Consider the following 22,357-nt stretch of genomic DNA (forward strand, 5'->3'; position numbering starts at 1 on the left):
ACCCGCGCGATACCCTCCGGCCAGGCGGACGAAGGAGGGGGTTTTGCCGACCCGACCCGACCTCGACGAGCATCACGGACCATCGGCGAGGCATCTTTCGAGCGCCGTCTCCCGACACAAACGCTCGAATACCTTGGCCTCGATACGAAAGGTCATGCGCGCCGCCCCATCGGGTTCACCGCATTCATTCATCACCTGGGCGCTGCGATACAGGGTCGACCTCAGTCTTCCATCGGTCGCCGGGATGCAGGCCACTCGAACCAGGCACCCGCCATCGACACTCTCTCGGATCGCCCGCACCGCATCGGGCAGACCCTCGCCGGTGATCGCCGAGACGAAGACGCGGGGCGATCTCGTTTCATCCCCTGCGATCCCCTCCCCCGCAGGCATATCGCCGGCCGGCGCGGCCTCGCCGTGATTTTCCTCTTCGAAATCGCTTCCAAGGGCGCCGGCTGCGGGCCCGGCATCGAGCAGGTCGGACTTATTGAAGATCTCGATACGCGGAATTTCGTCGGCCTTGATCGCCTTCAAGACCTCGTGCACCTCGCGCATCTTCTCGCGCCGATCCGCCGCCGCGGCATCGACGACATGCACCAGCAACGAGGCATTGCGCGTTTCCTCCAATGTCGCCCGAAAAGCGGCCACCAAATCCGTAGGCAAGCGCCGGATGAAACCGACGGTATCGGCGAGGATGACCTCGCTTCCCGATCCGAATTCTCCCTTGGGATCCAAGCGCCTCAAAGTGGGATCGAGGGTCGCAAAGAGCTGATCCCGCACCAAGGTCGCCGCCCCCGTCAAGCGATTGAAAAGGGTCGACTTTCCGGCATTCGTATAGCCCACGAACGCCACCAAGGGCACTTGGGAGCGGTCCCTCGAGCGCCGACTGAGGCCACGCCGACTGCGCACCCGATCCAAGCGCGAGCGCACCGTACGGATGCGCCGATCGATGAGACGGCGATCCGTTTCCAGCTGGGTTTCCCCGGGGCCGCGCAGACCGATCCCCCCTTTTTGGCGTTCGAGATGGGTCCAGCCCCGCACCAACCGGGTGGAGAGATGGGCCAACTGGGCCAGCTCCACTTGGAGTTTGCCCTCGAATGTGCTGGCCCGGCGGGCGAAGATATCGAGGATCAAGGCGCGCCGATCGATCACCCGACACTCGATCTTGCGCTCCAAATTCCTTTCTTGACCGGGGCTCAACGGGGGATCGAAGATCACCGCATCCGCTTTTCCCGAGCGCACCGCCTCTTGGATTTCCTCCACCTTGCCGCGGCCGATAAACAACGCCGCATTCGGGGTTCGATCCGGACAACGCACGACGGCGAGGGTCTGCGCACCCGCCGCCAAGGCGAGTTCTTGCAACTCGGCAATCGCATCCTCGGCATCGATATCGGGCTCATCGACATGGACGAGCACGACTCGCTCGTCCCCGTCGGCCCTTCGATCGAGCGGTTTTTTATCGCGATGACTCGCAAGTTCGAACATGCGCGCTAAGGGTGCCCGATATGGCGGTGCATCGACGAAGACGATACGGTCGAGTGTGGATCCGAATCCGCTTTCAAGAATCGACTTCTCGTGCGTCATGCTTCGACGGCGATGATCCATGCGATGCATGGGAGCCTTGAACCCGATTTTCCGCAACGGAGGCCGAGCCTTGGGTTTTCCGCGGCATGGCATCGGACGCAGCCTCGTCCTCCATGCGGTACAGGCGCACTTGCCTCGATGGCGAGATCGTCGAGATCGCGTGCTTGTAGATCATCTGGGTGACGGTATTGCGCAGCAACACCACATACTGATCGAAGGATTCGATCTTACCTTGCAACCTGGTCCCGTTGACCAAAAAAACGGAGACCGGCACGTGATCCCGGCGCAGGGCATTCAAGAAGGGATCTTGCAGGGTTCGACCCCTCACCCGCTCGTTGCGTACCGGGGTCTCGCCTACATCACCCGCTGAACCTTCATCCGACATGATCCGCTCCTTGGATTGTCCGGCTCTCGATTCGATGGCCACCACCGGCCGCGCAAACGGCGACGGCAAGCGATGCGCATCGCTTCGATCCGGCTTGCGCAATGTTCGAAGATCGTCAATTTACCAAACCGAGCGCGCTCGTGGCTTGACAATCTCCACCCGATGCGCTTGCGCACTCGGCAAGGAATTGATCGATCCGCCCGGCCACCCGCTCCGCCCTATCCGGGGCGTGGCAATCGACCCTAAAGGATTGCCTCTCGGATCGCCACCAAGTGATCTGCCGCTTCGCCAGTTGACGAGTGGCGGCGAGCGCGCGCTCCACCATCTCGTCGAAGCCATACTCCTTGCGCAGGAAGGATCGGACCTGTCGATAGCCCACCGCCCGCATCGACGGACTATGCGCATCCAGCTGCCAGTTGCGATCCAGCGCCTCGACTTCGTCGACGAGACCCTTTTTCAGCATCCCCGTGAAACGATCGTGAATCCTTCGGTGGAGGAGGCTTCGATCGCCGTCATGCTCCAAAGGCTCGAGAACGATCCGACAGATCGGAGCGGCAAGGGAGTGGCGGCGACCGGATTCGAGCCATTGCGACATCGACCGACCGCTGGCGCCGTGGATTTCGAGGGCGCGCCCGATGCGCTGCGGATCGTTCGGATGGATGCGCTTTGCCGCTTGCGCATCGACCTGCGCCAAGCGGGCGTGCATCGCAGGCCATCCGATCGACGCCGCTTCGATTTCGAATGCTTCGCGCAAGCGTCGATCGGCCTTCGGCAATGGCGATAGACCGCGCTCCAATGCCCGAAAATAAAGTCCGGTGCCCCCGACGAGAAGCGGCAACCTTCCTTCGGCCCGGATGGCTCGGATCGCCCGCCTCGCATCGGCATGAAATTCCGCCGCCGAATAGCATTCGTCGGGGTCGCGGATATCGATCAGGCGATGGGGAGCGCGGGCGAGCAAGGCGCGATCCGGCTTGCCGGTGCCGATATCGAGACCGCGAAAGACTTGGGCGGAATCGACGCTGATGATTTGCGCGGCGAAGCGATCCACGAGATGGACGGCGATATCGGTCTTGCCCGCCGCCGTCGGCCCCGAAAGAAAGACGACCGGACCCGAATCGTCGGCATCGCTCGCAGGCAGCTCCTTCGAGGGCATGGATTGCATGGGAATGATTGTCCGCTGACTGGCCTGGATCATCGCCTTTCAATCGCGGCCATCGTCTTGGTCGGCGAGACCTGCGCGGGAGACGAAGAGTCGGCGAAGGATCCCTTCGTCGAGTCGCAGCACCGCCGATCTCGGATAATCCGCATGGATATCGCCCAAGAGATCCGCAATATCCGCATCGCTCGCATTGTTGGCCGATATCGAAACCAGCCGACGGTGAATATCCCCTACCAACCTATCCGCCAGATCCGACGCTTTGGCGACGCCCGCCACACTAACCAAGGCCTCGAGCAATTCCGAGGCATCGATCCCGCCGATACCGCGGGGAAAAGTGCGCAAGGTCACCGCATCCGGAGCGTTGCGGCGGTACTCGATACCCAAAAGACGAAGGGATTCCTCGGCCTCCTCGATCACATCGGCGGACTTTTTCGGCAACGGGGAGGATGCGGGGATCAGCAAGGGCCGCAGGGGCAATGCCGGCGCGGAACGATTCAGCGCTCGCTGCATTCGTTCTCGCACCGCTGCTGCAATATCGATGAGCAGCAAGGTCCCGTCAGCGGATTCGAGGCGATCCCCCCCGAGCTTCGATCCCGAAGCCAGCAAATAGCCGCCGATGCGATGAGCGATAAGGCCTGCGATCTCGTGAGTTCCTTCGAAGTGCGAAGCATGGGCGAGATCCGAAAAGGCGGCGATCCGCTCCTTGACCTGATCCCCGGAGGAGGGATGCGTTTGCCTTAGGTAGCGGGTGGAGATGGGACGCAAGATCGAGCGAGCCCCGGCGGTGGATCCCCTTCCCGACGAAGACGAGGGCAAGGATGGAGAGCCCGCGGGCGATTGTCCGGCGAGCGAGGGTCCGGCGGATGAGGGAGGCGAGGTCGATGACGGGGCGTTCGTTCGGGGCGCAAGATCGATCGATCCCGGAGCATCGTCGGCGAGGGATGCAAGACCCTCCTCTTGCACCTTCGACTGCTGCACCTTCGGCTCTTGCGCTTCGGTCTGGGGCAATCTCGATGCTTGCGCGCTCGGTCCCGGATCGTTCGCAGGCGACAAACCATCGCGCAAGGCGCGGGCGATGGCATGGCGGATGAAATCGTGGATATGACGCGATTGCTGAAAACGGATCTCTTGTTTGGCCGGATGCACATTGACATCCACCAAGGGAGGGGGGATCTCGAGCATGAGCACGAAAGCGGGATGACACGGGGCTTCGATGGAGTCCCCGAAGGCCACCCGCACCGCATGGCGCACCGTCTCGTTGCGCACGCTACGACCGTTGACGAAAAGGTATTGGGTATCCGGGCGAGTGCGCGCCGCCTCCGGCGGAGCCACGAACCCTTCCACCGAAAAATCGCCTCGGGCGAAGGAAAAGCCGATCGATTCTTCGGCGAAGGCCTTTCCCAACAAGCGCATCAGGTGCTGCCGCGGTTCCATCTTGCTATCGGTCTCCAAGCTCTGCCGACCCTCGTTATGGAGCTTGAAGGAAATATCGGGGCGCGCAAGAGCCAAGCGCCGCATCACCCCCTCGACATGATGGAATTCGGTTCGGGGGGTGCGAAGGAATTTGCGTCGAGCCGGGAGGTTGAAAAAAAGATCCTTCACCTCGACCACCGTCCCCGGCAACCCCGGGGCGGGTTCGACCTCCGAATGCGCCCCGCCGACCACCTTGAGCCGGGCCCCGACGGGATTGTCGTGAGGACGGCTCGTGATTTCGAGCCGGGAAACGGAGGCGATACTCGGCAGAGCCTCCCCCCGAAAACCCATGCTGTCGATGCGATCCAAATCGCCCAAGGTCGCTATCTTGCTGGTGGCGTGGCGCGACAGCGCGAGCTCGAGTTCGTCTCGATGAATGCCGATTCCGTTATCGCGCACCCGGATCAGGCGGATCCCCCCGCCCTCGATATCGACCTCGATGGCTCCGGCGCCGGCATCGATCGAATTCTCGACCAACTCCTTGACCACGGACGCCGGTCGCTCGACCACCTCTCCGGCGGCGATCTGATTGGCCAAGACCGATGGCAGGATTCTGATAGGCGGGGTATCGGGAATCCCCCGGATCACCCCTTTCCTTTCATCCGCACTCGGATGATCGCTCGGGGATACGAAATCACTCATCGCTTCGCCTTCGATTCGCTCGGCTTTTTCAAAGGAAGGAATTCCGCCACCGCTTCGATATGGCTGGTATGGGCGAACATGTCCGCGATGCCGACCCGATGCAGCAAGTAGCCCTGGGCTTGCAAACGGGCCGCGTCCCGGGCAAGGGTACCGGGGTTGCAAGAGACATAGACGATACGCTCGGGCGAGGCGAGGTCGATATGCTCGACCACCATCGCCGCCCCGGCGCGAGGCGGATCGAGGACGATGGCATCCCAGCCTCGACCCAACCACTGCCGTACCGCCTCGGCGTTTTCGAGGTCCGCCTCTTCGAAGACCACCGACAGATGATTGGCGGCGGCGTTCTCTTTGGCCCTTGCGACCATCGCCGAGCCGAACTCCAAGCCCGTTACTTGGGCCCCTTCGGCCGCCAGCGGCAGACTGAAATTGCCGATACCGCAAAAAGCGTCGAGGATGCGTGAATTCGATCGCGGCCGGACCATCCGCCGCACCCTTTGCACCAAGGCACGATTGACCTCGGCATTGACTTGCGTGAAATCGAGCGGGGAAAAACGAAACCGAAGGGATGTCTCCTCCTCGGGCAGGTCTTCGGCATCGATCGCCCGGCTTTTCGCCTCCCCGGATTCCCTTGGGGGCCTCGCCAACGAATATTCCAAGCGCTCGGCCGCCGACGGACGCCCGACGGCGCTGGCCGGACCTGCGGGCTGCAACCAGATCCCGATCCCCCGCTCGGCCGCAAAAGCATCGACGGCCTCGATATCTTCGAGGGACAAGGGATCGAGATGACGAATCACGAGCAGGGATTCTCCCTCGCCCGTCGCCGCCTCGATCTGCGGGATCCTCGCAAACGCATCGAGCCCCCCGATCAACTTGCGAAGCGGGGCGATCACCGCTCCCAAGGGATCGGCAAGGATCTCGCAGTCGTTCATGTCGGTGATCCGACGAGGCTGCCGCTCGCGAAAACCGACCAAGACCTCGCCCTTGCGCGGGACATGGCGCGCCCCGAAGCGGGCTTTGCGCCGATAGCGCCAAGGCTCGCCGGTCAACGGCGGCAGGAGCTCCGTAGGAGTCACCCCGCCGATCTTGCGCAAGGCGGTCAACAGTTGTCGCTCTTTATAGCGAATTTGGGCGTCATACGATAAGTGCTGCAAGGTGCAGCCGCCACAGCGAGCATAGTAGGGGCAACGAGGCTCGACCCTGTCGGCCGATGCGCTCAGCAGCCTTTCCACCACCGCCTCGTCGAAGTTTCGAGAGCGGCGAATGCGGCGAAAGAGCACTTCCTCCCCCGGCAACGCCCCGGCGATGAAGACCACCTTGCCCTCGCTACGCCCGACCCCTCGACCCGAACTATCGAGATCATCCACCTCGATGGACGATGCGCTCATCGATCACCGCCGGCAGGGGCCGATGACGGGGCATCGGATTCGGGCCGATCTTCGGTCGGCGAAGGGTCACTCAGTGAAGGACTCAGCTCCCCGGTCATCGAATGCATCTCGCCCGATGACGAGCCCAGTACGGGATCCGCATCCTGGTGATTCTTCCAAGCCTCCTGGAATTCCGCGAAATGCCCTCCTTGGGGTTCGAGGGATTTCTCGGCCAGGAATTGCCGCACTCCTTCGCATTCCGATAGATAGCCCTCGTTCGAAAGATTCCCCCGCATCAGCTCGAAGCGCAAGTAGATCAGCCAAGTGTTGAGGGCATCGCACTCGCAATAGGCGCGGATCCTCTCGATGCCGCCGTCTTCGCTCCACGCCCGCTCCACTTCGGAACCATCCATCCCCATCTTGCCGGGAAAACCCAGTATGCGCGCAAGGCCGTCCAAGGGAGCGAAGGATCCGCGATTGAAGGCGGCGAGCACATCCATCAGATCGATATGGCGGTAGTGATAACGATTGAGATAGTTGTTGTAGCGATAGGAGGAATCCCGATCGCCTATCTCCCAATATCGAGGGGCGCTCACCCCGTGGAGCATGGCTCGATAGTGAAGCACCGGAAGATCGAAGCCGCCACCGTTCCATGTGATCAAGGTCGGGGCATGACGCTCCAACCAATCGAAGAAGATCCTGACCAGATCGCCCTCCTTGGTATCCGCATCACCGATGGATCGCACCAAGAAACGATCGTGGTTTCGGCGAACCACGGAAATCGCCACGATTCGATGCAGATAGGGGGGCAGCCACTCCGTTCCCGATGACTGCAAGCGATATTGGCGCATGATCCGCAGGACATCCTTGTCATCGAGATCCTCGAGTTGATGGAGTCGGCGACCGGATAGGGTATCGGGCACCGTCTCGATATCGAAAGCCAGTAGATTGTTCATACCCACCTTTGTTTTTTCGGTCCTATCGCCTCGCAGCGCCATCGATACGAGGGCAAGATGATGATCGAGGGGCTACGAGGCAAACCGAACCATCTCGATAGCGCAAAGGCTCCCCCTTCGGGGGGATTTCGTGGAAGGAATTCACGAAAGATCCGGCGAGGCGCTCCCCTCCAGGGTCGAGTGCAGCATCAGCAGATCCTGCCATGCCTTTCCTTTCTCCCTCGGGCGGCGCAATAAATAGGCCGGATGGTACATCACCAACAGCGGCAGACCGGTGGGCTCATGTCGGTGAATCCTCCCGCGCAGCCGCCCCATCGGCTCGGTGGTGGAAAGAAGCCGTTGGGCGGCGATACGCCCGACCGCCACCAACATGCGCGGGGATATTTCGTCGATTTGCTGCGCCAGATAGTCCGCGCACGAGCGAATTTCGATATCTTGCGGATCGCGATTTCCCGGAGGGCGGCATTTGATCATATTGGCGATATAGACCTGATCGCGACGAAAACCGATCGCGTTCAGCATCGCATCGAGCAATTTGCCGGCTCGACCGACGAAGGGTTCGCCTTGACGATCCTCTTCCGCTCCCGGCGCCTCCCCGATCAGCATGCAATGGGCCTCGACCCCGCCCACGCCGAAAACGGTCCGGTTACGGGTGCGGTGCAGATCGCAGCGGGTGCAACGCTCGACTGCGGCCTTGATCCGCAAAAGCGCAGCGTCCGGGGCTTGACTATCGGTGATCGATGGCGAATTCGGCTTCCGTTCCTCCCGATTCGAAAGCGATGGGGTTTGTTCCCCGGCCAAGAGAGGATCGTCCGATGTTTGGCCTGCCGAGGGAGCGAGTCCTCGGCGGCGCCAGCTCGGAATTCCCAAGGCCGTGAGATAGGAGCGGTTGGAATGCGGCATCGTCGATTCGGCAACTACCGTTGCGCACCTTGGAAGGAGTGCACAGTGCGGGGCGAATGAACCAAAAAGATCGGTGGATGGGCAGGCGGTCTCGATGACGATCTCGATCGTTCCATGATCGATAAACTGCGGATCTCGGGCGGATCTTGCAAAAAAACGAGTGCGCTTTCGAATCTTTCGCCGAAAAAGCGTTCAGCCGGGATCGATATCGTAGGACGAAGACGACATGCCCCGGCGCCGGGCGCGGCGGCGGCGAAGGCTCAGCAGCGTCAACAAGGGACCGGATCCGGCGTATGCGAGGGCTGCCAAAAAGAGCACCAATGGCGGATCGCTCGATACCAGCACGAAGAGCAATACCACCGCGAAAATGGCGGAGAAAGGAACCTGTCCGCGCAGATCGAGATTCTTGAAGCTGTGGAAGCGAAACCTCGACACCATCAACGCGCCGGTGGCGATGGTGATGGCAAAGGCGAAGGGGGCGAGGGCCGGACCCAAGAGATCGTGATCGCCGACGAACCACACCAACCCCGCGAGCACCGCCGCCGCCGCCGGACAGGGCAATCCTTGGAAATAACGCTTGTCGGTGCTGCCGACCTGAACATTGAAACGGGCGAGCCGTAGAGCGGTCGCCGCGGTATAGAAAAAGGCCGCGACCCAGCCGGGCTTTCCCATGCCCGCCAATACCGATTCGTAGAGCAGCAGGCTCGGGGCCAAGCCGAAAGAAATCACATCCGACAAGGAATCGTATTCCGCCCCGAAGTTGCTCTGGGTGCCGGTCATCCGCGCGATGCGGCCATCCACCCCATCGAGCACCATCGCCACGAAAATGGCGATGGCCGCCGACTCGTAGCGACCATCGGTCGCGGCCACGATGGCATAGAAGCCGGAAAACAAAGCGGCGGTGGTAAAAAGGTTCGGCAGCAAATAGATCCCCCGCCGCCGCGGTATCTTGGGATGCGGATCGCGCTCCGATGAATCCCCTGCCCGGTGCCCCGACAAGGGCTCGTCGGAGGAGGATGACCCTTCGCCCGATGGATCGCTCAAAGCCGCAACCCCTTCTCGCCTCGAACGATGGCCAAGGAACCGGAGCGCACCACCTCCACGATCGAATCCCGCTCCATCGCCCCGAGGAAAGCCCCGAGTTTGGGCCCCGCCCCGGTCAACTCGATGATATAGGTGGTGTCGGTCACATCGAGGATGCGACCGCGAAAGATATCGCACAATCGCTTGATTTCGTTGCGGGTGGAAGCCTCGGAAGCCCGCACCTTGACCAGCATCATTTCGCGATCGACGTGCGGGGCTTGGGTGATATCTTGCAGTCTCACGACCTCTATCAACTTATGGAGTTGCTTGGTGATCTGCTCGATGACCTCGATCGACGCCGTGGTGACGAGCGTCATTCGAGAGACCGTCTCATCCTCGGTGGGTGCCACCGAGAGGGATTCGATGTTATAGCCGCGAGCGGAGAACAGGCCGGCGACCCGGCTCAGCGCTCCGGGCTCGTTCTCGAGCAAGAGCGAAATGATATGGCGCAATTTGCATCACTCCTTGGCAATATCGATGATCGACCGACGATCGATCGACAATAAGCCGACCGGGCCACGCAAAGGGCGTAGGCGGCGAAATCGAAGATCGAAAAAATCCTTGCAACGCCCCCGACAAGCGCTCGGGCGAGGGCTTGTCGTCATGAGTCTGCGAGCGATGCTCGGCGAAGCGAGCCTCGTCTTTTCAGGCGAGTTCCCTTTCCCTTGCTTGCTGCGAGAGCAACATCTCGTTATGGCCCTTGCCCGAGAGCATCATCGGGTAGACGTTCTCGGAAGGGTCGGTGATGAAATCCAAAAAGACCAAGCGATCTTTTTGCGCAAAGGCCTCTTTCAAGGCCCCCTCCACATCCGCCGGATCGTCGATGGTCATGCCGACGTGGCCGAAGCTCCTCGACAGCGCCGCGAAATCGGGCAAGGAATCCAAGTAGGAATGGGATTCGCGGTTTTCGTACATGAACTCCTGCCACTGCCGCACCATTCCCAAGTATCGATTGTTGAGATTGATGATCTTGACCGGCAATCCGTACTGCTTGGCGGTGGAGAGTTCTTGGATGCACATGATGATGCTGCCCTCGCCGGTCACGCAAGCCACCTGCGCCTCGGGCCAAGCCAGCTTCACCCCCAAGGCCGCGGGAAGACCGAATCCCATCGTCCCCAACCCCCCGGAGTTGATCCAGCGCCGGGGCTTGTCGAATGGATAGAACTGCGCCGCCCACATCTGATGCTGACCAACATCGGAAGTGATAAACGCATCCCCGTTGGTCACTTCGTAGAGTTTTTGCACCACCGATTGCGGTTTGATGCGCTCGATCGATGGGGCGTAGGCAAGACAATCCACCGACTTCCACGCGCGAATCCGCTCCCACCACTCAGAAAGAGCCTCGCTATCGGGGCGGCGATTGCTTTTATCGAGCATCGCGTTGATCTCGTGCAGCACCTTGCCGACGGAGCCGACGATGGGAACATGGACCTTGACGGTCTTCGAGATCGACGCCGGGTCGATATCGATATGCACGATATGGGCCTCGGGGCAGAATTTACTGACATTCCCCACCACCCGATCATCGAAGCGCGCGCCGATGGCAATGAGCACATCGCAGTGGTGCATCGCCATATTGGCCTCGTAGGTACCGTGCATTCCGAGCATGCCGACGAACTGATCGTCGGTGCCGGGATAGGCACCCAAGCCCATCAATGTATTCGTGATCGGATAGCCCAAGGAGCGGGTGAAGCGAACGAGCTCGTCCGCGGCATCGTCGAGCACCACCCCGCCACCGGTATAGATCATCGGCCGCCGCGCCGAGAGAATGAGATCCATGGCCTTTTTCACTTGGCCCGGATGACCGCGGGTGACCGGGTTATACGAGCGCATCGAGACCTGCGCCGGGTATTGGTATGGAATTTTATGGTCGGGACGGGTCACATCCTTGGGGATATCCACCACCACCGGCCCCGGCCGGCCGGAGGTCGCCACGAGGAAAGCCTTCTTCAAGGTTCGGGCCAAATCCCGCACGTCCTTCACGAGAAAATTGTGTTTGACGCAAGGTCGAGTGATCCCGACGCAATCCACCTCCTGAAAAGCGTCGCTACCGATGGCATGGGTGGGCACTTGACCGGTGATCACCACCATCGGGATCGAATCCATGTGGGCGGTGGCGATCCCGGTAACGGCATTGGTGGCTCCGGGACCGGAGGTGACCAACACCACCCCCGGTTTGCCGGTGGCGCGGGCATAGCCGTCGGCCATGTGGGTGGCACCTTGCTCGTGCCGCACCAAAATATGGGTGATATCGTCTTGGCGATGGAGCTCGTCATAGATATGAAGCACCGCTCCGCCGGGATAGCCGAAGATGAACTCCACTCCCTCGTCCTTCAAGAACTGAATGATGATCTGCGAGCCGGTCAGCTCCACCTTGAAATCCTCCTTCGATTTTCGATGCGATCCATTTGGCTAGTACCGGTGGGATTGTGCCCGAGTGCTTTTGTCGAGATAAGCGCTTAGCCCTTCGCAAGGCGACGGGATCTCGAATACACAGCCCCTTCCATCGGAAAAATCTCGACCGATAATTTCATGCAATAGGAAAAAGCATTCCCTTGAAAGGTCAAGCGTACCCTAAAACGGGCGATCGGTCAGCGATTCGACCTCGAGGGTGCTTATGATCGATGCTTCGACACCCTCTTCGATGCATCTCTCGATACGCATCCCGATGCCCTCGTCGAGGTGCGATGTCTTGGATTTCGATGATGCTTCGTATTTCAAAGGATCCGCTTCCGCGCATCGAACGCCTCCATCGCATTCCTCGATCGAATCCTCCAAGTGGCCGTCTTGTTCGATCCGATGGAAAGACCAAGCGCCAAGGCATGAAAAAAGATCGTAGGGTCGGATCGCAGGGCCGGATCGTACAATTCATCGTCCGATCATCGTCCGAGCGACCGAGCGACGGGTGATCGCCAAGGAATCGGCATGTCGATATCCGGTGCTAAATTCCCGTACCCATGCTCGGTCGGCGGCGATCCCGCCAAGTATCATGCGAAGGATATAAGCATCATCGAATCATGAGCGAATCCTTCCAACCCCAACTGTCAGGAATCCCTTTCAATGAAATGCTCACGAATGCTCCTCGCCACGATGCGACAGAATCCGACGGAAAGCGAAATCGCGAGCCATCGACTGATGCTAAGAGCCGGGCTGGTGCGGCCATTGGCTTCGGGGATTTATACATGGCTTCCGCTGGGGATGCGCATCCTGCGCAAGGTGGAGGCGATCGTGCGCGAGGAAATGAATGCCGCCGGGGCCCAAGAAGTCCTGATGCCCGCGGTGCAGCCCGCCGAGCTCTGGCAGGAATCCGGACGCTGGAACGACTTCGGCCCCGAGCTGCTACGACTTAAAGACCGCCACCAACGGGATTTTTGCATCGGCCCCACCCATGAGGAGGTGATCACCGATATCGTTCGGCGCGAGGTCCGCAGCTATCGCCAACTCCCCCTCAATCTCTATCAGATCCAGACCAAATTCCGAGACGAGATCCGCCCGCGCTTCGGAGTGATGCGCGCCCGCGAGTTCATCATGAAAGACGCCTATTCCTTCGATCTCGACGCCGAAGGCTTGGAACGCTCCTACCTTGCGATGCACGATGCCTACTGCCGCATCTTCACCCGCTTGGGACTCGACTTCAAAGTGGTGGATGCCGACTCCGGAGCCATCGGCGGCAGCCGCTCCCAGGAATTCCATGTCCTTGCCGATTACGGCGAGGATGCCATCGCTTTTTCCTCGGCCCCCGAAGGCGCTTATGCCGCCAACTTGGAGTTGGTGCCCTGTTTGGAGCCCCAAGGCGGGCGCTCGGCACCTACAGAAACGATGCGCCGCATACAAACCCCCGGAGTGCATACCATCGACGCCCTTGCGCAAGATCTGAACATAGCGCCCGAACGCTGCCTGAAAACCCTCCTCGTCGAGGGCGAGGAGGGGGGGATCGTCGGGCTCGTTCTGCGCGGGGATCACGAACTCAATGCCGTCAAGGCCATGCGTCTTTCGCAGGTGAAAAGTCCGCTGACCCTCGCCGATCCGGAACGCATCAAGGAACGAAGCGGCTGCCCCATCGGATCGGTGGGACCGGTCGATGCCGTCTTTCCCGTCATCGTCGATGCCGCCGCCGCCGCCGTCGGGGATTTCGTTTGCGGCGCCAACTTGGAGGGCGAACACCTCGCCGGGGTCAACTGGGGACGAGACTTGCCCGAACCTGCGATCGCCGATCTGCGCAATGCGGTCGAAGGGGATCCCGCTCCGGATGGCAGCGGCCCCATCACCATCCGCCGCGGGATCGAGGTCGGGCATATCTTCCAGTTGGGCGATAAATACAGTACGGCGATGGAAGCGGTGGTGCTCGACGAGGCGGGCGAGGCCATCCGGCTGATGATGGGCTGCTACGGGATCGGCGTTACCCGCATCGCCGCCGCCGCCATCGAGCAGAACCACGATGACAACGGGATCATCTGGCCCGATGCCATCGCCCCCTTTCAGGTCACCGTGCTCCCGATGAATATGCATAAATCACAGCGCCTGCGCGAGGCCGCCGAGGATCTTTGCGCGCAACTGGAAGCGGCGGGTTTCGAAACCCTCTTCGACGATCGAAAGGTGCGCCCGGGGGTGATGTTCGCGGATGCGGATCTGATCGGAATTCCGCATCGACTGATCATCTCGGATCGCGGACTCGACGCCGGATGCGTCGAATACCGTCATCGCCGCGAGAGCGAAAGCCACGAAATCCCCCTCGCCGCCGCCGTCGATCACCTGCGTTCGAAGCAAGCCACCTGATGCGCTGATGATCGATCGAGATCGATCGGGAACACCCGATATCGCCTGCCAAAGACGCTCGTTATCGGATCCGATAATACCCTTAGCCATCCACCCTTCTTTCGCCTATCGAGTCGCTCATTGCAATGCCGCAAATCCTCGTCCTTTACGACTCTCGCCACGGAAGCGTGGCGCGGATGGCCCGCTGCGTCGCGCGCGGGATCGAAAGCATGAGCGATATGGAGGCGGTGATACGAACCGTCCCCCCTATTTCCACCACCTGCGAGGCGGTCTCGAGGCCCGTGCCGGAAGACGGCCCCCCCTATGTGGGGATCGACGATCTGCACCGATGCGCCGGATTGGCCTTGGGCAGCCCCGCCCGCTTCGGCAATATCAGCGCCCCGCTCAAATATTTCATCGAGACCACCTCGAGCCTGTGGCTATCGGGGGCGCTGGCGGGAAAGCCGGCGGCGGTATTCACTTCCTCGTCTTCGATGCACGGGGGGCAGGAAAGCACCCTGTTATCGATGATGCTGCCGCTATTGCATCATGGCATGGTGATCTGCGGGCTTCCCGGCACCGAAGCGGGGTTGATGCGCACCCGCAGCGGCGGCACCCCCTACGGGGCCTCGCATGTCGCCGGAATCGATAACGCCCGTCCTTTGGACGAGGACGAGGAAAGGCTATGTCTTGCCTTGGGTCGACGGCTGGCTTCGATCGCCCATCGCCTCGATCCGGGGATCGATTCGAGGTGAACGACGAAGGTCGAGGGGATCTTCTCGGCAGAAAACGGATTGGAAAGGCGTGGACCGGTCGAAACGGATCTAAGAAGAGTCGATCCGCACCTCGTCCATCGCTTCGCCGAGGGGAGGCTCGTCAAGGGATTCCAGAATCTGGCGAACGAAGGGCACCGTCAATCGACGCCGGGCTCCCAAAGAACGCCGATCCAAGCGCTCCAACAACGCCATCAGGCTCGGCATATCCCGTCGATATCGGGCGAAGAGATAGGCGATGATTTCATCGGAGATATCGATCCCTCGATCCATCGCATGCCGACGCAGAGCCCTCGCCCGCCCCTCGTCGTCGAGCGCCGGCAGGCGATAGACGGTCGAGGCATTCAAGCGCGAGCGCAAGTCCGCCAAGCCGAAGGGGATATGCGCCGGTTGCTTGCGAGCGCTGACAAGCAGCCGCGCCTTGCGCCGCATCGAGGCCTCGATCAGGAAGACCAAGGATTCCTCCCACCGACTTATTCCGGCGATGGCGTCGATATCCTCGATGCAGATCAAATCGGCTCGCTCCATCCCTTGGATCATCCCCGGCGGACGATCCATCCACAAGCGAAGGGGGATCAACGCCGCATCGAAGCCGAGCCCCCCCGCCGTCCGCAGGACCGCAACCGATAGATGGGACTTCCCGCTGCCGCCCTCCCCGGCAATGAACAAGCGCGCCGGATGCCCCGAGGCGGGCGATGAGCCCTCGGCGAAGGATTTCAGGGCTTGGACGATCTCGACGCTGCGGGGGGTGACCTCGAAATTCTCGAAGCGAAGGTGCTGCGGCAGATACAAGGGCAAGGGGATCTGGGCGGCATCGATACCGGCCATCGACTCGATCGCCCCGGCGGGGCCATGCGCTCTTGCATCGGATGCTTCGTTCTTCGCCGACATCGACATCGATACGGGGGATCTACGAGGGCTCTTGGCATGCCGGATCGCGAAAAGAGGGGATCGCACCGGCTTGTCGATCATCGACCATCAAGGGGCGATACCCGCTCACGGCAACAGGCGAAGGGCCAGACTCCCCCGGGCGGGGGCCATCGCACTGTCCGGATCCTCGGCCAGCGTCGTACCCTGGGCGATCAGATCGCGCAAGCCGTCGCCGTCGATGCGCGCCCGCAGGTTGACGAGCATTCGATCGCCGTCCACCGTCGACAATTCCACCGACTCGACCCGGCCGAGCGATTCCAAATAGCGCATGGTGCGCTTGTGGTCCTCGAAGCTAAGCACATTGCCGATCACCAAAAAAAGCGATCCTTGATCCATACCTTGCGTTTCGTTCTCGAAATAACGCTGCGCGAGGATATCCGCCACCCGCTGCATCCCCTCGTCGACGACCTCGGCCACGGTCTCCCCCGCCCCCTCCCAACGGCGCGAACCGGCGGGCAACAACAACGAAATGCGCATCTCCCAGCGGGACGAACCCTCGCCGAGGGCGAGCTCGCCGGCGAGGATGGCATCGGGGTCGTAGGGCTTGGAAGCGGCGCGAATTCGCTCCTCGTCGATGTCCGGCGAATCGAGCCCATCGGCGATATCCTCAGCATCGAAGGAAGGAAATGCGATGGGCACCCCCCGCTCCATCGATACTTGGCGCAAGACCTCCATCGCTCGGGTTCCCGATACGCGCATCGACGCCCTCGGGCTGCCGACCATCCAACTGGCATCGCCGTCTCGCAAGACGAGTCGAACCAACAATGTCGGCCGGGGGCTCTCCCAGATCGGCAATCGGGCGGCTCGGATGCGCGGCTCCAAGGCCGCACGATCGAAGAGCACATGCAAGCGCGATTCGCCCTCCTCCTCCCCGACGATCTCTCGATACCACTGCACGAATTCGGGAGCGCCTTGGACGAGCGAACGCCCGGCCGGGGTATCGAGCCCCGGCAGGCCCTCGGCCGAGCGCAACCCGGCGATGCGGGCGATCAATTTGCGCAGCGCCAAGCGAAAGGATTCGGCATGATCCCCTTCCGCACCGGTCCACTGCACCTCGACCTCGTAAAGCGCATCGTCGGCTTCGGCAGTCGATGAGGCGAGCGATGCGAGTGACAGCGACAAAGACAACAGCAAGATAAAAGCGAATACCCCGATCCCCCGCCGAGCGCTCGGGAATGCCGGCAGGGTATCGCCGGAGCGATCGGCAAAGACGGCGGCGGTCTTCGATTCGACAGGAAGAGCGGGGAAAGGCGGAATCGGGATGGTCGAGTGCATATTCGGTATCGGGTTTTTTTTCAAAGGATCGGTCAAAGGATCGAGATGAATCGTTATCGAGGGGATCGGGGGCGACCGGGTATTCGATCGATCCGCTCGATGATCGATGGACGATCGACGATGATATCGTAAGACAATAACACTTGGAGCCCCCGATCGATCGTCGTTCGAAAAGCGATATCGCAAAGGGGGATGAAGAACTCGGGATGAAAAAACCGAGAGGGATTGATTGGAAGATCCTCGACATCACCGAGGATAAGGGGATCGAGGGGGCGAGCGATGCGAGTTTTGAAATACGATATCCGATCCTCACACACTCTCGGATCTGCCGGCGGACCTGCCGGATACCGAATTTCGAAGTGGACGAAACCGCCCGATCCGCTTGATCGACTTGTCTCACCTCGGTCTATCCCTCCTGCGAGCCTATCCCACCTGCGCACGTCATCCATCGTCCAATATCGCCGACCGACACCCCCATGAGCCTTGAATCATCCCCCGACAAACCCCTTCGTTATCGCGACGCCGGGGTGGATATCGAGCGCGGCAACGCCCTCGTCGAACGCATCAAAAGCATCGCCGCCGAAACCCGTGGAAGCGGCGTCCTCGGCGGCGGGATCGGCGGCTTCGGCGGACTCTTCGAACTCCCGCGCTATCGCAATCCGGTGCTGGTTTCCGGCACCGACGGAGTGGGCACCAAATTGCGATTGGCCATCGCCGCCGACCGCCACGAGAGCGTCGGCATCGACTTGGTGGCGATGTGCGTCAACGACATCTTGGTGCACGGGGCCAAACCCCTTTTCTTCTTGGACTACTTCGCCACCTCGACCATCGATCCGGATGTCGCCGAGCGGGTGATCGCCGGGATCGGCGAGGGCTGCAAACAGGCAGGGGCGGCGCTCATCGGCGGCGAGAGCGCCGAAATGCCCGGGTTCTATGCACCGGGGGATTACGACCTGGCCGGGTTTTGCGTCGGCATCGTCGAGCGCGAGGCGATCATCGACGGACAACAGGTGGCGGCGGACGATCACATCATCGCCCTGGCCTCCAGCGGACCGCACGCCAACGGCTATTCCCTGATCCGAAAAATCATCAGTGATCGCGCCTCGCCGAGCGATGGGAGCGACAAGAGCGATCCGCTCGATCTCCTCATCGACGGCAAGCCTTTGCGCGATCGGCTGCTCGCCCCCACCCGTATCTACGCCGACAGCATCCTTCGCCTCCTCGACGGCGAGGCGAGCGAATACAGCGCAAAGGATATCAAAGCCATCGCCCATATCACCGGCGGGGGCATCAGCGAGAACCTGCCTCGGGTTCTGCCCCAAGGCCTGCATGCGCAAATAGACCTCTGCCTACAAGAAAGACCTGCGGTTTTTGAATGGATCCGCAAGATCGGCAGGGTCGAAGAGGAAGAGATGCGGCGCACCTTCAACTGCGGGATCGGGATGATGGTGATTTGCCCGCCCTCGAAGAGCGAGGCGATCCTTCGCCACCTCGAAGCCTTGGGTGAGAAGGCTTGGCATATCGGGGAGATCTGCAAGGATCGGCACCATCCCGATGCCCCGCCGAGGGTGATTTTTCGATGACCCCCACCGGGATCGAAACACCCTCCCCGAACGACAGGCCCTTGGCCGTGGTGGTGCTGATATCGGGAAGGGGATCGAATCTGCAGGCGATCATCGATAGCGCGGCGAAGACCGGCCCGGCGCCCTTTCAAGTGCGGGCAGTCATCTCCAACGAGCCGGGCGCACCGGGTCTTCGAAGAGCCGAGGCGGCGATGATCGACACCGCAATCGTCGATCACCGCGGTTTTTCAACCCGCCAAGCCTTCGATGCGGCATTGGCGGCGGCCGTGGATGTTTTCTCCCCGCAGCTGGTGGTCTTGGCGGGCTTCATGCGTATCTTGGGCCCATCTTTCGTCGGCCGATACGAGGGTCGGTTGATCAATATCCACCCCTCTTTGCTTCCCGCCTTCCCCGGGCTCGATACCCATGCTCGGGCGATCCGAGCCAAGGAAATGGCGGCCAAGGAAAAAGGGGATAAAAAGAAGATGGAGGATTTCGCCTTTCACGGCGCGAGCGTGCATTTTGTCAGCGATACCCTGGACGCCGGTCCGATCATCGCCCGCGCCCGCGTTGCGATCCTCGACGAAGATGATCCCTCCCGCCTCGCCGAGCGGGTGCTCGAACGCGAGCACCATCTCTTGCCTCTGGTCATCCGCTGGTTCGCCGCCGGCCGGCTGCGAATCGATGGCTCGCAGGTCCTGCTCGACGATCTGCCGGCCCTGACCCACCCCGAGGCTCCGATCTAGCCCCTCCTTCGAGATTGATCGCTATCCTCGCCTCGCTAGCCTCTTTCAAGCCTCTTTCAATCTCGCAGATTCTCTTCGCAACCCCTCTCCGGCCGGGGCTCTTCCCCCGCTCCGACAACCCTTGCTGCGACAACATCGGCGTCAACGCACGTGGATGGTTTGGCCGAGCCCGAATCGGGGGAGGATTCGGCCGATGATGAGGAGGATGGTGATAGGGCGGCCCGTTCGGCGGCCGAAAGAATTCCCCTAAGGATATTGATCTCCGACACCTCGGGCTGTGCACGATTGAAAAGACGGCGCAACCGTCGCATCAGCAACTTGGGGACTTGCGGATCCAGATAACCGATCTCGATCAACGCCGATTCGAGGTGGCGATAAAACCCTTGGAGTTCCGATGCGCTCGCGATATCGGCCGCTCCCCCGCCCGCCAAGCGAGGATCGGGGTCGATCTTGGCTCGCATATCGCCCAAAGATGCCACCTCCGCCGAAGGGACCGCCGCCCCCGACATTTCGTAGGCGATGATCTGAACCGCGGCGGCGATATTCAATGAACTGAAATTCGCCGCCGTGGGGATACGCACCAAGGCATGGCATCGATCCAGTTCGTCATTGCTAAGACCCGAATGCTCGCGGCCGAAAACGATGGCCACCGGAAGCCGGCGGGGCGATCCGCGTAGGCGGGCGATCGCATGGTCGGCGCAAGCCTTGGGATCCAGGATCCTCGTCTCGAAGCGGCGGGATCGGGCGGTGGTGCCGAACACCGTCCCGCAATCCGAGATCGCCTCGTCCAGGGTTTCATGGATGCCCGCCAAGTGCAGGAGATCGTCGGCCCCCGAGGCCCGAGCGGTCGCCTCGGCGCTCGGAAAATGTTTGGGAGCGACCAATGCCAACTGTGAAAGCCCCATCGTTTTCATGGCTCTGGCCGCCGCCCCGATATTGCCGGGATGCGTCGGCTCGACCAGCACCATGCGCACTTGTCGCAAGATGCTTTGGGAGGAATCGTCCGGTTCCATCACCCTCGCCCCCGGATTCGATGGAAGCATCCGCCGCATCGTCGCCCCGATCGATGCGCTTCCATCCCCGATAGGGCGAACGCCACGCGATCAAACACTCACTTTCTCCTTCTCCTGTCGCTGTTGGAGGTTGCGACTACAATTCCGCCACTCACTCCATCACTCATTCCATCACTCACTCCTTCACCCACCGGAGACGGGTAGTTTAATCCCCGCCCCCCTTTCGAAGATACCGAATACAAAGGATCGATGCGTGCCCTCTCACCCTTTGATCACCATCGCCGTGCGCGCCGCCCGCCGCGCGGGTTCCTTGATCGCCCGCAATATCGATCGTATCGATAGGCTGATCGTCGACGAAAAGGGTCGCAACGACTTGGTAACGGAGATCGATCGCCAAGCGGAGCGGGAAATCATCGATGTCATCACCAAGGCCCATCCGCGTCATTCGATCCTCGCCGAGGAAAGCGGCGCCAAAGCCGGAAGCGAAGAGACGCAGTGGATCATCGACCCTCTCGACGGCACTTCCAACTTCGTCCGCGGGGTGCCGCATTGTGCGGTTTCGATCGGCATTCGCATCCGCAAAAGGCTCGAACATGGGGTGATCTTCGATCCCTTGCGGCAGGAGATTTTCACCGTATCGCGCGGAGCGGGAGCCCGGCTCGATGATCGGCGCATCCGCGTCAGCGCCAAGGATTCCCTTGCCGGTGCGATCATCGGCACCGGCTTCGCCAATCGAGGGCATCAACGCATCGATCGTCATGTCGAAGGGTCGGCGGCCCTGCTTCGGGCCGGAGCGGAGTTCAGACAGGGGGGAAGCGCGGCGCTGGAACTCGCCTGGGTCGCCGCCGGACGTCTCGACGGCTATTGGGAAAACGGCCTTTCGCCTTGGGATATCGCCGCCGGGGCCTTGCTCGTACAAGAAGCGGGAGGGTTGGTCAGCGAACCGAACGGGGGTAGCGACTATCTGAACTCCGGTCGGATCTTAGCCGCCAACCCGAAGCTATTGCGCGAGATGGCGGGGGCGATCCATCGCTCGAAGCCCGCCGACGGCGGCGATTCATAAACACGCCCCGCCCCGCATAACCTCCCCGCCCGGATCGAACGCTCGTTCCGATCCGCCGAAAAATCAGCCGGCCAATCAGCCGCTCGTCCACCGGCACCGGATTTCGACGATGGTGCTTGGGTCTTGCCGAAGGCTATTCCACCTTCGATTTATGGGAGGGGGCAAGGCACTTCATCCGGCACGGCCAACCGCACCCTCGCCGATGAATCTCCTTCGTTCGTTGCCCGAAAAGCCCCTCGCCCTTTGAAAAAGCATCCGGAGCGATAACGTTCGGAAGGCGCGCTCTCGAACGCTTTTTGATCCCCTGCAAGCCCGTCCGGTCTTCGTGCCTGCCCGAAAAAGCCGCCTACCCGAAAAAACGAGAGTCTTCATATCGCGTATGTATCGCATACGAGGGGCGAGAAGACGAAGGCTTGTCGTCCTCTCGTCCCCTCATATCTCTCCCTCGTATTTCGTACTTCTACCTCACCCCCGTGGCGCTGTTGTTGACCAAGGCTCCGCCGCCCCCGGTTCGGGTCAGCACCTGCACCGTGAAAGGGGCGCTCGAGCGCAGTTCGCACGAAAGCCCCATCCCTTGCCATCGGTGGTCGATGATATCGGCCAGTTCCGCCGTTTGCAGATGCCGCACATACCATCGTACGATGAGCCCCAAATCCCCGTCGTATCGCTTACCGGCATCGTCGTAGCAGGCAAA

The 22,357-nt window shown here is 61.3% G+C and carries 19 protein-coding genes and 1 pseudogene; 6 read left to right on the plus strand and 14 right to left on the minus strand.

Annotated elements, in window-relative coordinates:
* Nucleotides 1-72: 72 nt before the first annotated feature.
* From hflX to BF99_RS0115360, 10 genes and pseudogenes are all read right to left on the minus strand, one after another.
* Nucleotides 73-1,482, minus strand: coding sequence for a GTPase HflX (gene hflX / locus BF99_RS21150; protein WP_025771653.1), 1,410 nt, complete (start codon nt 1,480-1,482; stop codon nt 73-75).
* 190 nt (nt 1,483-1,672) lie between these two features.
* A pseudogene (hfq, locus tag BF99_RS21155) lies at nt 1,673-1,966 on the minus strand (RNA chaperone Hfq); the annotation flags it as partial.
* 115 nt (nt 1,967-2,081) lie between these two features.
* On the minus strand, nt 2,082-3,128 hold the full coding sequence (gene miaA / locus BF99_RS21160; protein WP_025771655.1) for a tRNA (adenosine(37)-N6)-dimethylallyltransferase MiaA: 1,047 nt from the start codon (nt 3,126-3,128) through the stop codon (nt 2,082-2,084).
* Nucleotides 3,129-3,167: 39 nt separating this feature from the next.
* The gene (mutL, locus tag BF99_RS21165) at nt 3,168-5,240 is read right to left on the minus strand and encodes a DNA mismatch repair endonuclease MutL (protein ID WP_025771656.1); all 2,073 of its coding nucleotides are present in this window, start codon (nt 5,238-5,240) and stop codon (nt 3,168-3,170) included.
* Nucleotides 5,237-6,625 (minus strand): 23S rRNA (uracil(1939)-C(5))-methyltransferase RlmD, encoded by a 1,389-nt coding sequence (rlmD, locus tag BF99_RS0115330; protein ID WP_025771658.1) that lies wholly within the window; start codon nt 6,623-6,625, stop codon nt 5,237-5,239. The genes mutL and rlmD overlap by 4 nt, the downstream gene beginning before the upstream one ends.
* Nucleotides 6,622-7,560 (minus strand): 3'-5' exonuclease, encoded by a 939-nt coding sequence (locus tag BF99_RS0115335; RefSeq protein ID WP_025771660.1) that lies wholly within the window; start codon nt 7,558-7,560, stop codon nt 6,622-6,624. The genes rlmD and BF99_RS0115335 overlap by 4 nt, the downstream gene beginning before the upstream one ends.
* Before the next feature lie 141 nt (nt 7,561-7,701).
* Nucleotides 7,702-8,463 carry a uracil-DNA glycosylase gene (locus BF99_RS0115340; protein ID WP_025771661.1) on the minus strand — a complete coding sequence of 254 codons (762 nt, stop codon included), beginning with the start codon at nt 8,461-8,463 and terminating at the stop codon, nt 7,702-7,704.
* A gap of 192 nt (nt 8,464-8,655) precedes the next feature.
* Complete coding sequence (gene pssA, locus BF99_RS21170; protein ID WP_025771662.1) at nt 8,656-9,507, minus strand: CDP-diacylglycerol--serine O-phosphatidyltransferase; 852 nt, start codon at nt 9,505-9,507, stop codon at nt 8,656-8,658.
* Nucleotides 9,504-9,998, minus strand: coding sequence for an acetolactate synthase small subunit (gene ilvN / locus BF99_RS0115350; RefSeq protein ID WP_025771663.1), 495 nt, complete (start codon nt 9,996-9,998; stop codon nt 9,504-9,506). Before ilvN ends, pssA begins: the two co-directional genes overlap by 4 nt.
* Before the next feature lie 193 nt (nt 9,999-10,191).
* Complete coding sequence (locus BF99_RS0115360; protein ID WP_025771664.1) at nt 10,192-11,919, minus strand: acetolactate synthase 3 large subunit; 1,728 nt, start codon at nt 11,917-11,919, stop codon at nt 10,192-10,194.
* Between the two features lie 687 nt (nt 11,920-12,606).
* Between BF99_RS0115360 and BF99_RS0115380 the strand changes: the two genes are divergently transcribed.
* Nucleotides 12,607-14,322 (plus strand): proline--tRNA ligase, encoded by a 1,716-nt coding sequence (locus tag BF99_RS0115380; protein WP_025771667.1) that lies wholly within the window; start codon nt 12,607-12,609, stop codon nt 14,320-14,322.
* A gap of 125 nt (nt 14,323-14,447) precedes the next feature.
* Nucleotides 14,448-15,056: an NAD(P)H:quinone oxidoreductase gene (wrbA, locus tag BF99_RS0115385; RefSeq protein WP_025771668.1), complete on the plus strand. Its 609-nt coding sequence runs from the start codon at nt 14,448-14,450 to the stop codon at nt 15,054-15,056.
* Nucleotides 15,057-15,125: 69 nt separating this feature from the next.
* On the opposite strand, the gene hda is transcribed toward wrbA, so the two are convergent.
* A complete protein-coding gene (gene hda / locus BF99_RS22160; protein WP_197019179.1) occupies nt 15,126-15,965 on the minus strand; it encodes a DnaA regulatory inactivator Hda in 840 nt (279 codons plus the stop codon).
* A 105-nt stretch (nt 15,966-16,070) separates the two neighbouring features.
* A complete protein-coding gene (locus BF99_RS0115395) occupies nt 16,071-17,279 on the minus strand; it encodes a DUF2066 domain-containing protein (RefSeq protein ID WP_156013370.1) in 1,209 nt (402 codons plus the stop codon).
* A 206-nt stretch (nt 17,280-17,485) separates the two neighbouring features.
* Between BF99_RS0115395 and BF99_RS0115405 the strand changes: the two genes are divergently transcribed.
* The 3 genes from BF99_RS0115405 to purN all read left to right on the plus strand — a co-directional run bounded on the left by BF99_RS0115405 (nt 17,486) and on the right by purN (nt 19,587).
* A complete protein-coding gene (locus BF99_RS0115405) occupies nt 17,486-17,665 on the plus strand; it encodes a hypothetical protein (RefSeq protein WP_156013373.1) in 180 nt (59 codons plus the stop codon).
* A 90-nt stretch (nt 17,666-17,755) separates the two neighbouring features.
* Entirely contained in the window at nt 17,756-18,862 is a 1,107-nt protein-coding gene (gene purM, locus BF99_RS0115410; protein WP_025771672.1) for a phosphoribosylformylglycinamidine cyclo-ligase, read from the plus strand.
* Complete coding sequence (gene purN, locus BF99_RS0115415) at nt 18,859-19,587, plus strand: phosphoribosylglycinamide formyltransferase (protein WP_051482944.1); 729 nt, start codon at nt 18,859-18,861, stop codon at nt 19,585-19,587. Before purM ends, purN begins: the two co-directional genes overlap by 4 nt.
* A gap of 56 nt (nt 19,588-19,643) precedes the next feature.
* On the opposite strand, the gene BF99_RS21180 is transcribed toward purN, so the two are convergent.
* Complete coding sequence (locus BF99_RS21180) at nt 19,644-20,630, minus strand: RNA methyltransferase (protein ID WP_306699907.1); 987 nt, start codon at nt 20,628-20,630, stop codon at nt 19,644-19,646.
* 223 nt (nt 20,631-20,853) lie between these two features.
* On the opposite strand from BF99_RS21180, the gene BF99_RS0115425 reads away from it, so the two are divergent.
* Nucleotides 20,854-21,663 (plus strand): inositol monophosphatase family protein, encoded by an 810-nt coding sequence (locus BF99_RS0115425; protein WP_038098593.1) that lies wholly within the window; start codon nt 20,854-20,856, stop codon nt 21,661-21,663.
* A gap of 460 nt (nt 21,664-22,123) precedes the next feature.
* Here the strand turns inward: BF99_RS0115425 and BF99_RS23485 are convergent.
* Nucleotides 22,124-22,357: hypothetical protein (locus tag BF99_RS23485; RefSeq protein ID WP_038098595.1), on the minus strand; the 234-nt coding region annotated here is incomplete at its 5' end.

Origin of the sequence: Thioalkalivibrio sp. HK1, assembly GCA_000583135.1 — a bacterium.
GTDB lineage: Bacteria > Pseudomonadota > Gammaproteobacteria > HK1 > HK1 > HK1.

What these genes read in the sequence shown, in the direction of transcription:
- hflX (WP_025771653.1), bottom strand. Translation starts at nt 1,482, where the DNA reads ATGTTCGAACTTGCGAGTCATCGCGATAAAAAACCGCTCGATCGAAGG.
- miaA (WP_025771655.1), bottom strand. Translation starts at nt 3,128, where the DNA reads ATGCAATCCATGCCCTCGAAGGAGCTGCCTGCGAGCGATGCCGACGAT.
- mutL (WP_025771656.1), bottom strand. Translation starts at nt 5,240, where the DNA reads ATGAGTGATTTCGTATCCCCGAGCGATCATCCGAGTGCGGATGAAAGG.
- rlmD (WP_025771658.1), bottom strand. Translation starts at nt 6,625, where the DNA reads ATGAGCGCATCGTCCATCGAGGTGGATGATCTCGATAGTTCGGGTCGA.
- BF99_RS0115335 (WP_025771660.1), bottom strand. Translation starts at nt 7,560, where the DNA reads ATGAACAATCTACTGGCTTTCGATATCGAGACGGTGCCCGATACCCTA.
- BF99_RS0115340 (WP_025771661.1), bottom strand. Translation starts at nt 8,463, where the DNA reads ATGCCGCATTCCAACCGCTCCTATCTCACGGCCTTGGGAATTCCGAGC.
- BF99_RS0115380 (WP_025771667.1), top strand. Translation starts at nt 12,607, where the DNA reads ATGAAATGCTCACGAATGCTCCTCGCCACGATGCGACAGAATCCGACG.
- wrbA (WP_025771668.1), top strand. Translation starts at nt 14,448, where the DNA reads ATGCCGCAAATCCTCGTCCTTTACGACTCTCGCCACGGAAGCGTGGCG.
- hda (WP_197019179.1), bottom strand. Translation starts at nt 15,965, where the DNA reads ATGTCGGCGAAGAACGAAGCATCCGATGCAAGAGCGCATGGCCCCGCC.
- BF99_RS0115395 (WP_156013370.1), bottom strand. Translation starts at nt 17,279, where the DNA reads ATGCACTCGACCATCCCGATTCCGCCTTTCCCCGCTCTTCCTGTCGAA.
- BF99_RS0115405 (WP_156013373.1), top strand. Translation starts at nt 17,486, where the DNA reads ATGAAAAAACCGAGAGGGATTGATTGGAAGATCCTCGACATCACCGAG.
- purM (WP_025771672.1), top strand. Translation starts at nt 17,756, where the DNA reads ATGAGCCTTGAATCATCCCCCGACAAACCCCTTCGTTATCGCGACGCC.
- purN (WP_051482944.1), top strand. Translation starts at nt 18,859, where the DNA reads ATGACCCCCACCGGGATCGAAACACCCTCCCCGAACGACAGGCCCTTG.
- BF99_RS21180 (WP_306699907.1), bottom strand. Translation starts at nt 20,630, where the DNA reads ATGCTTCCATCGAATCCGGGGGCGAGGGTGATGGAACCGGACGATTCC.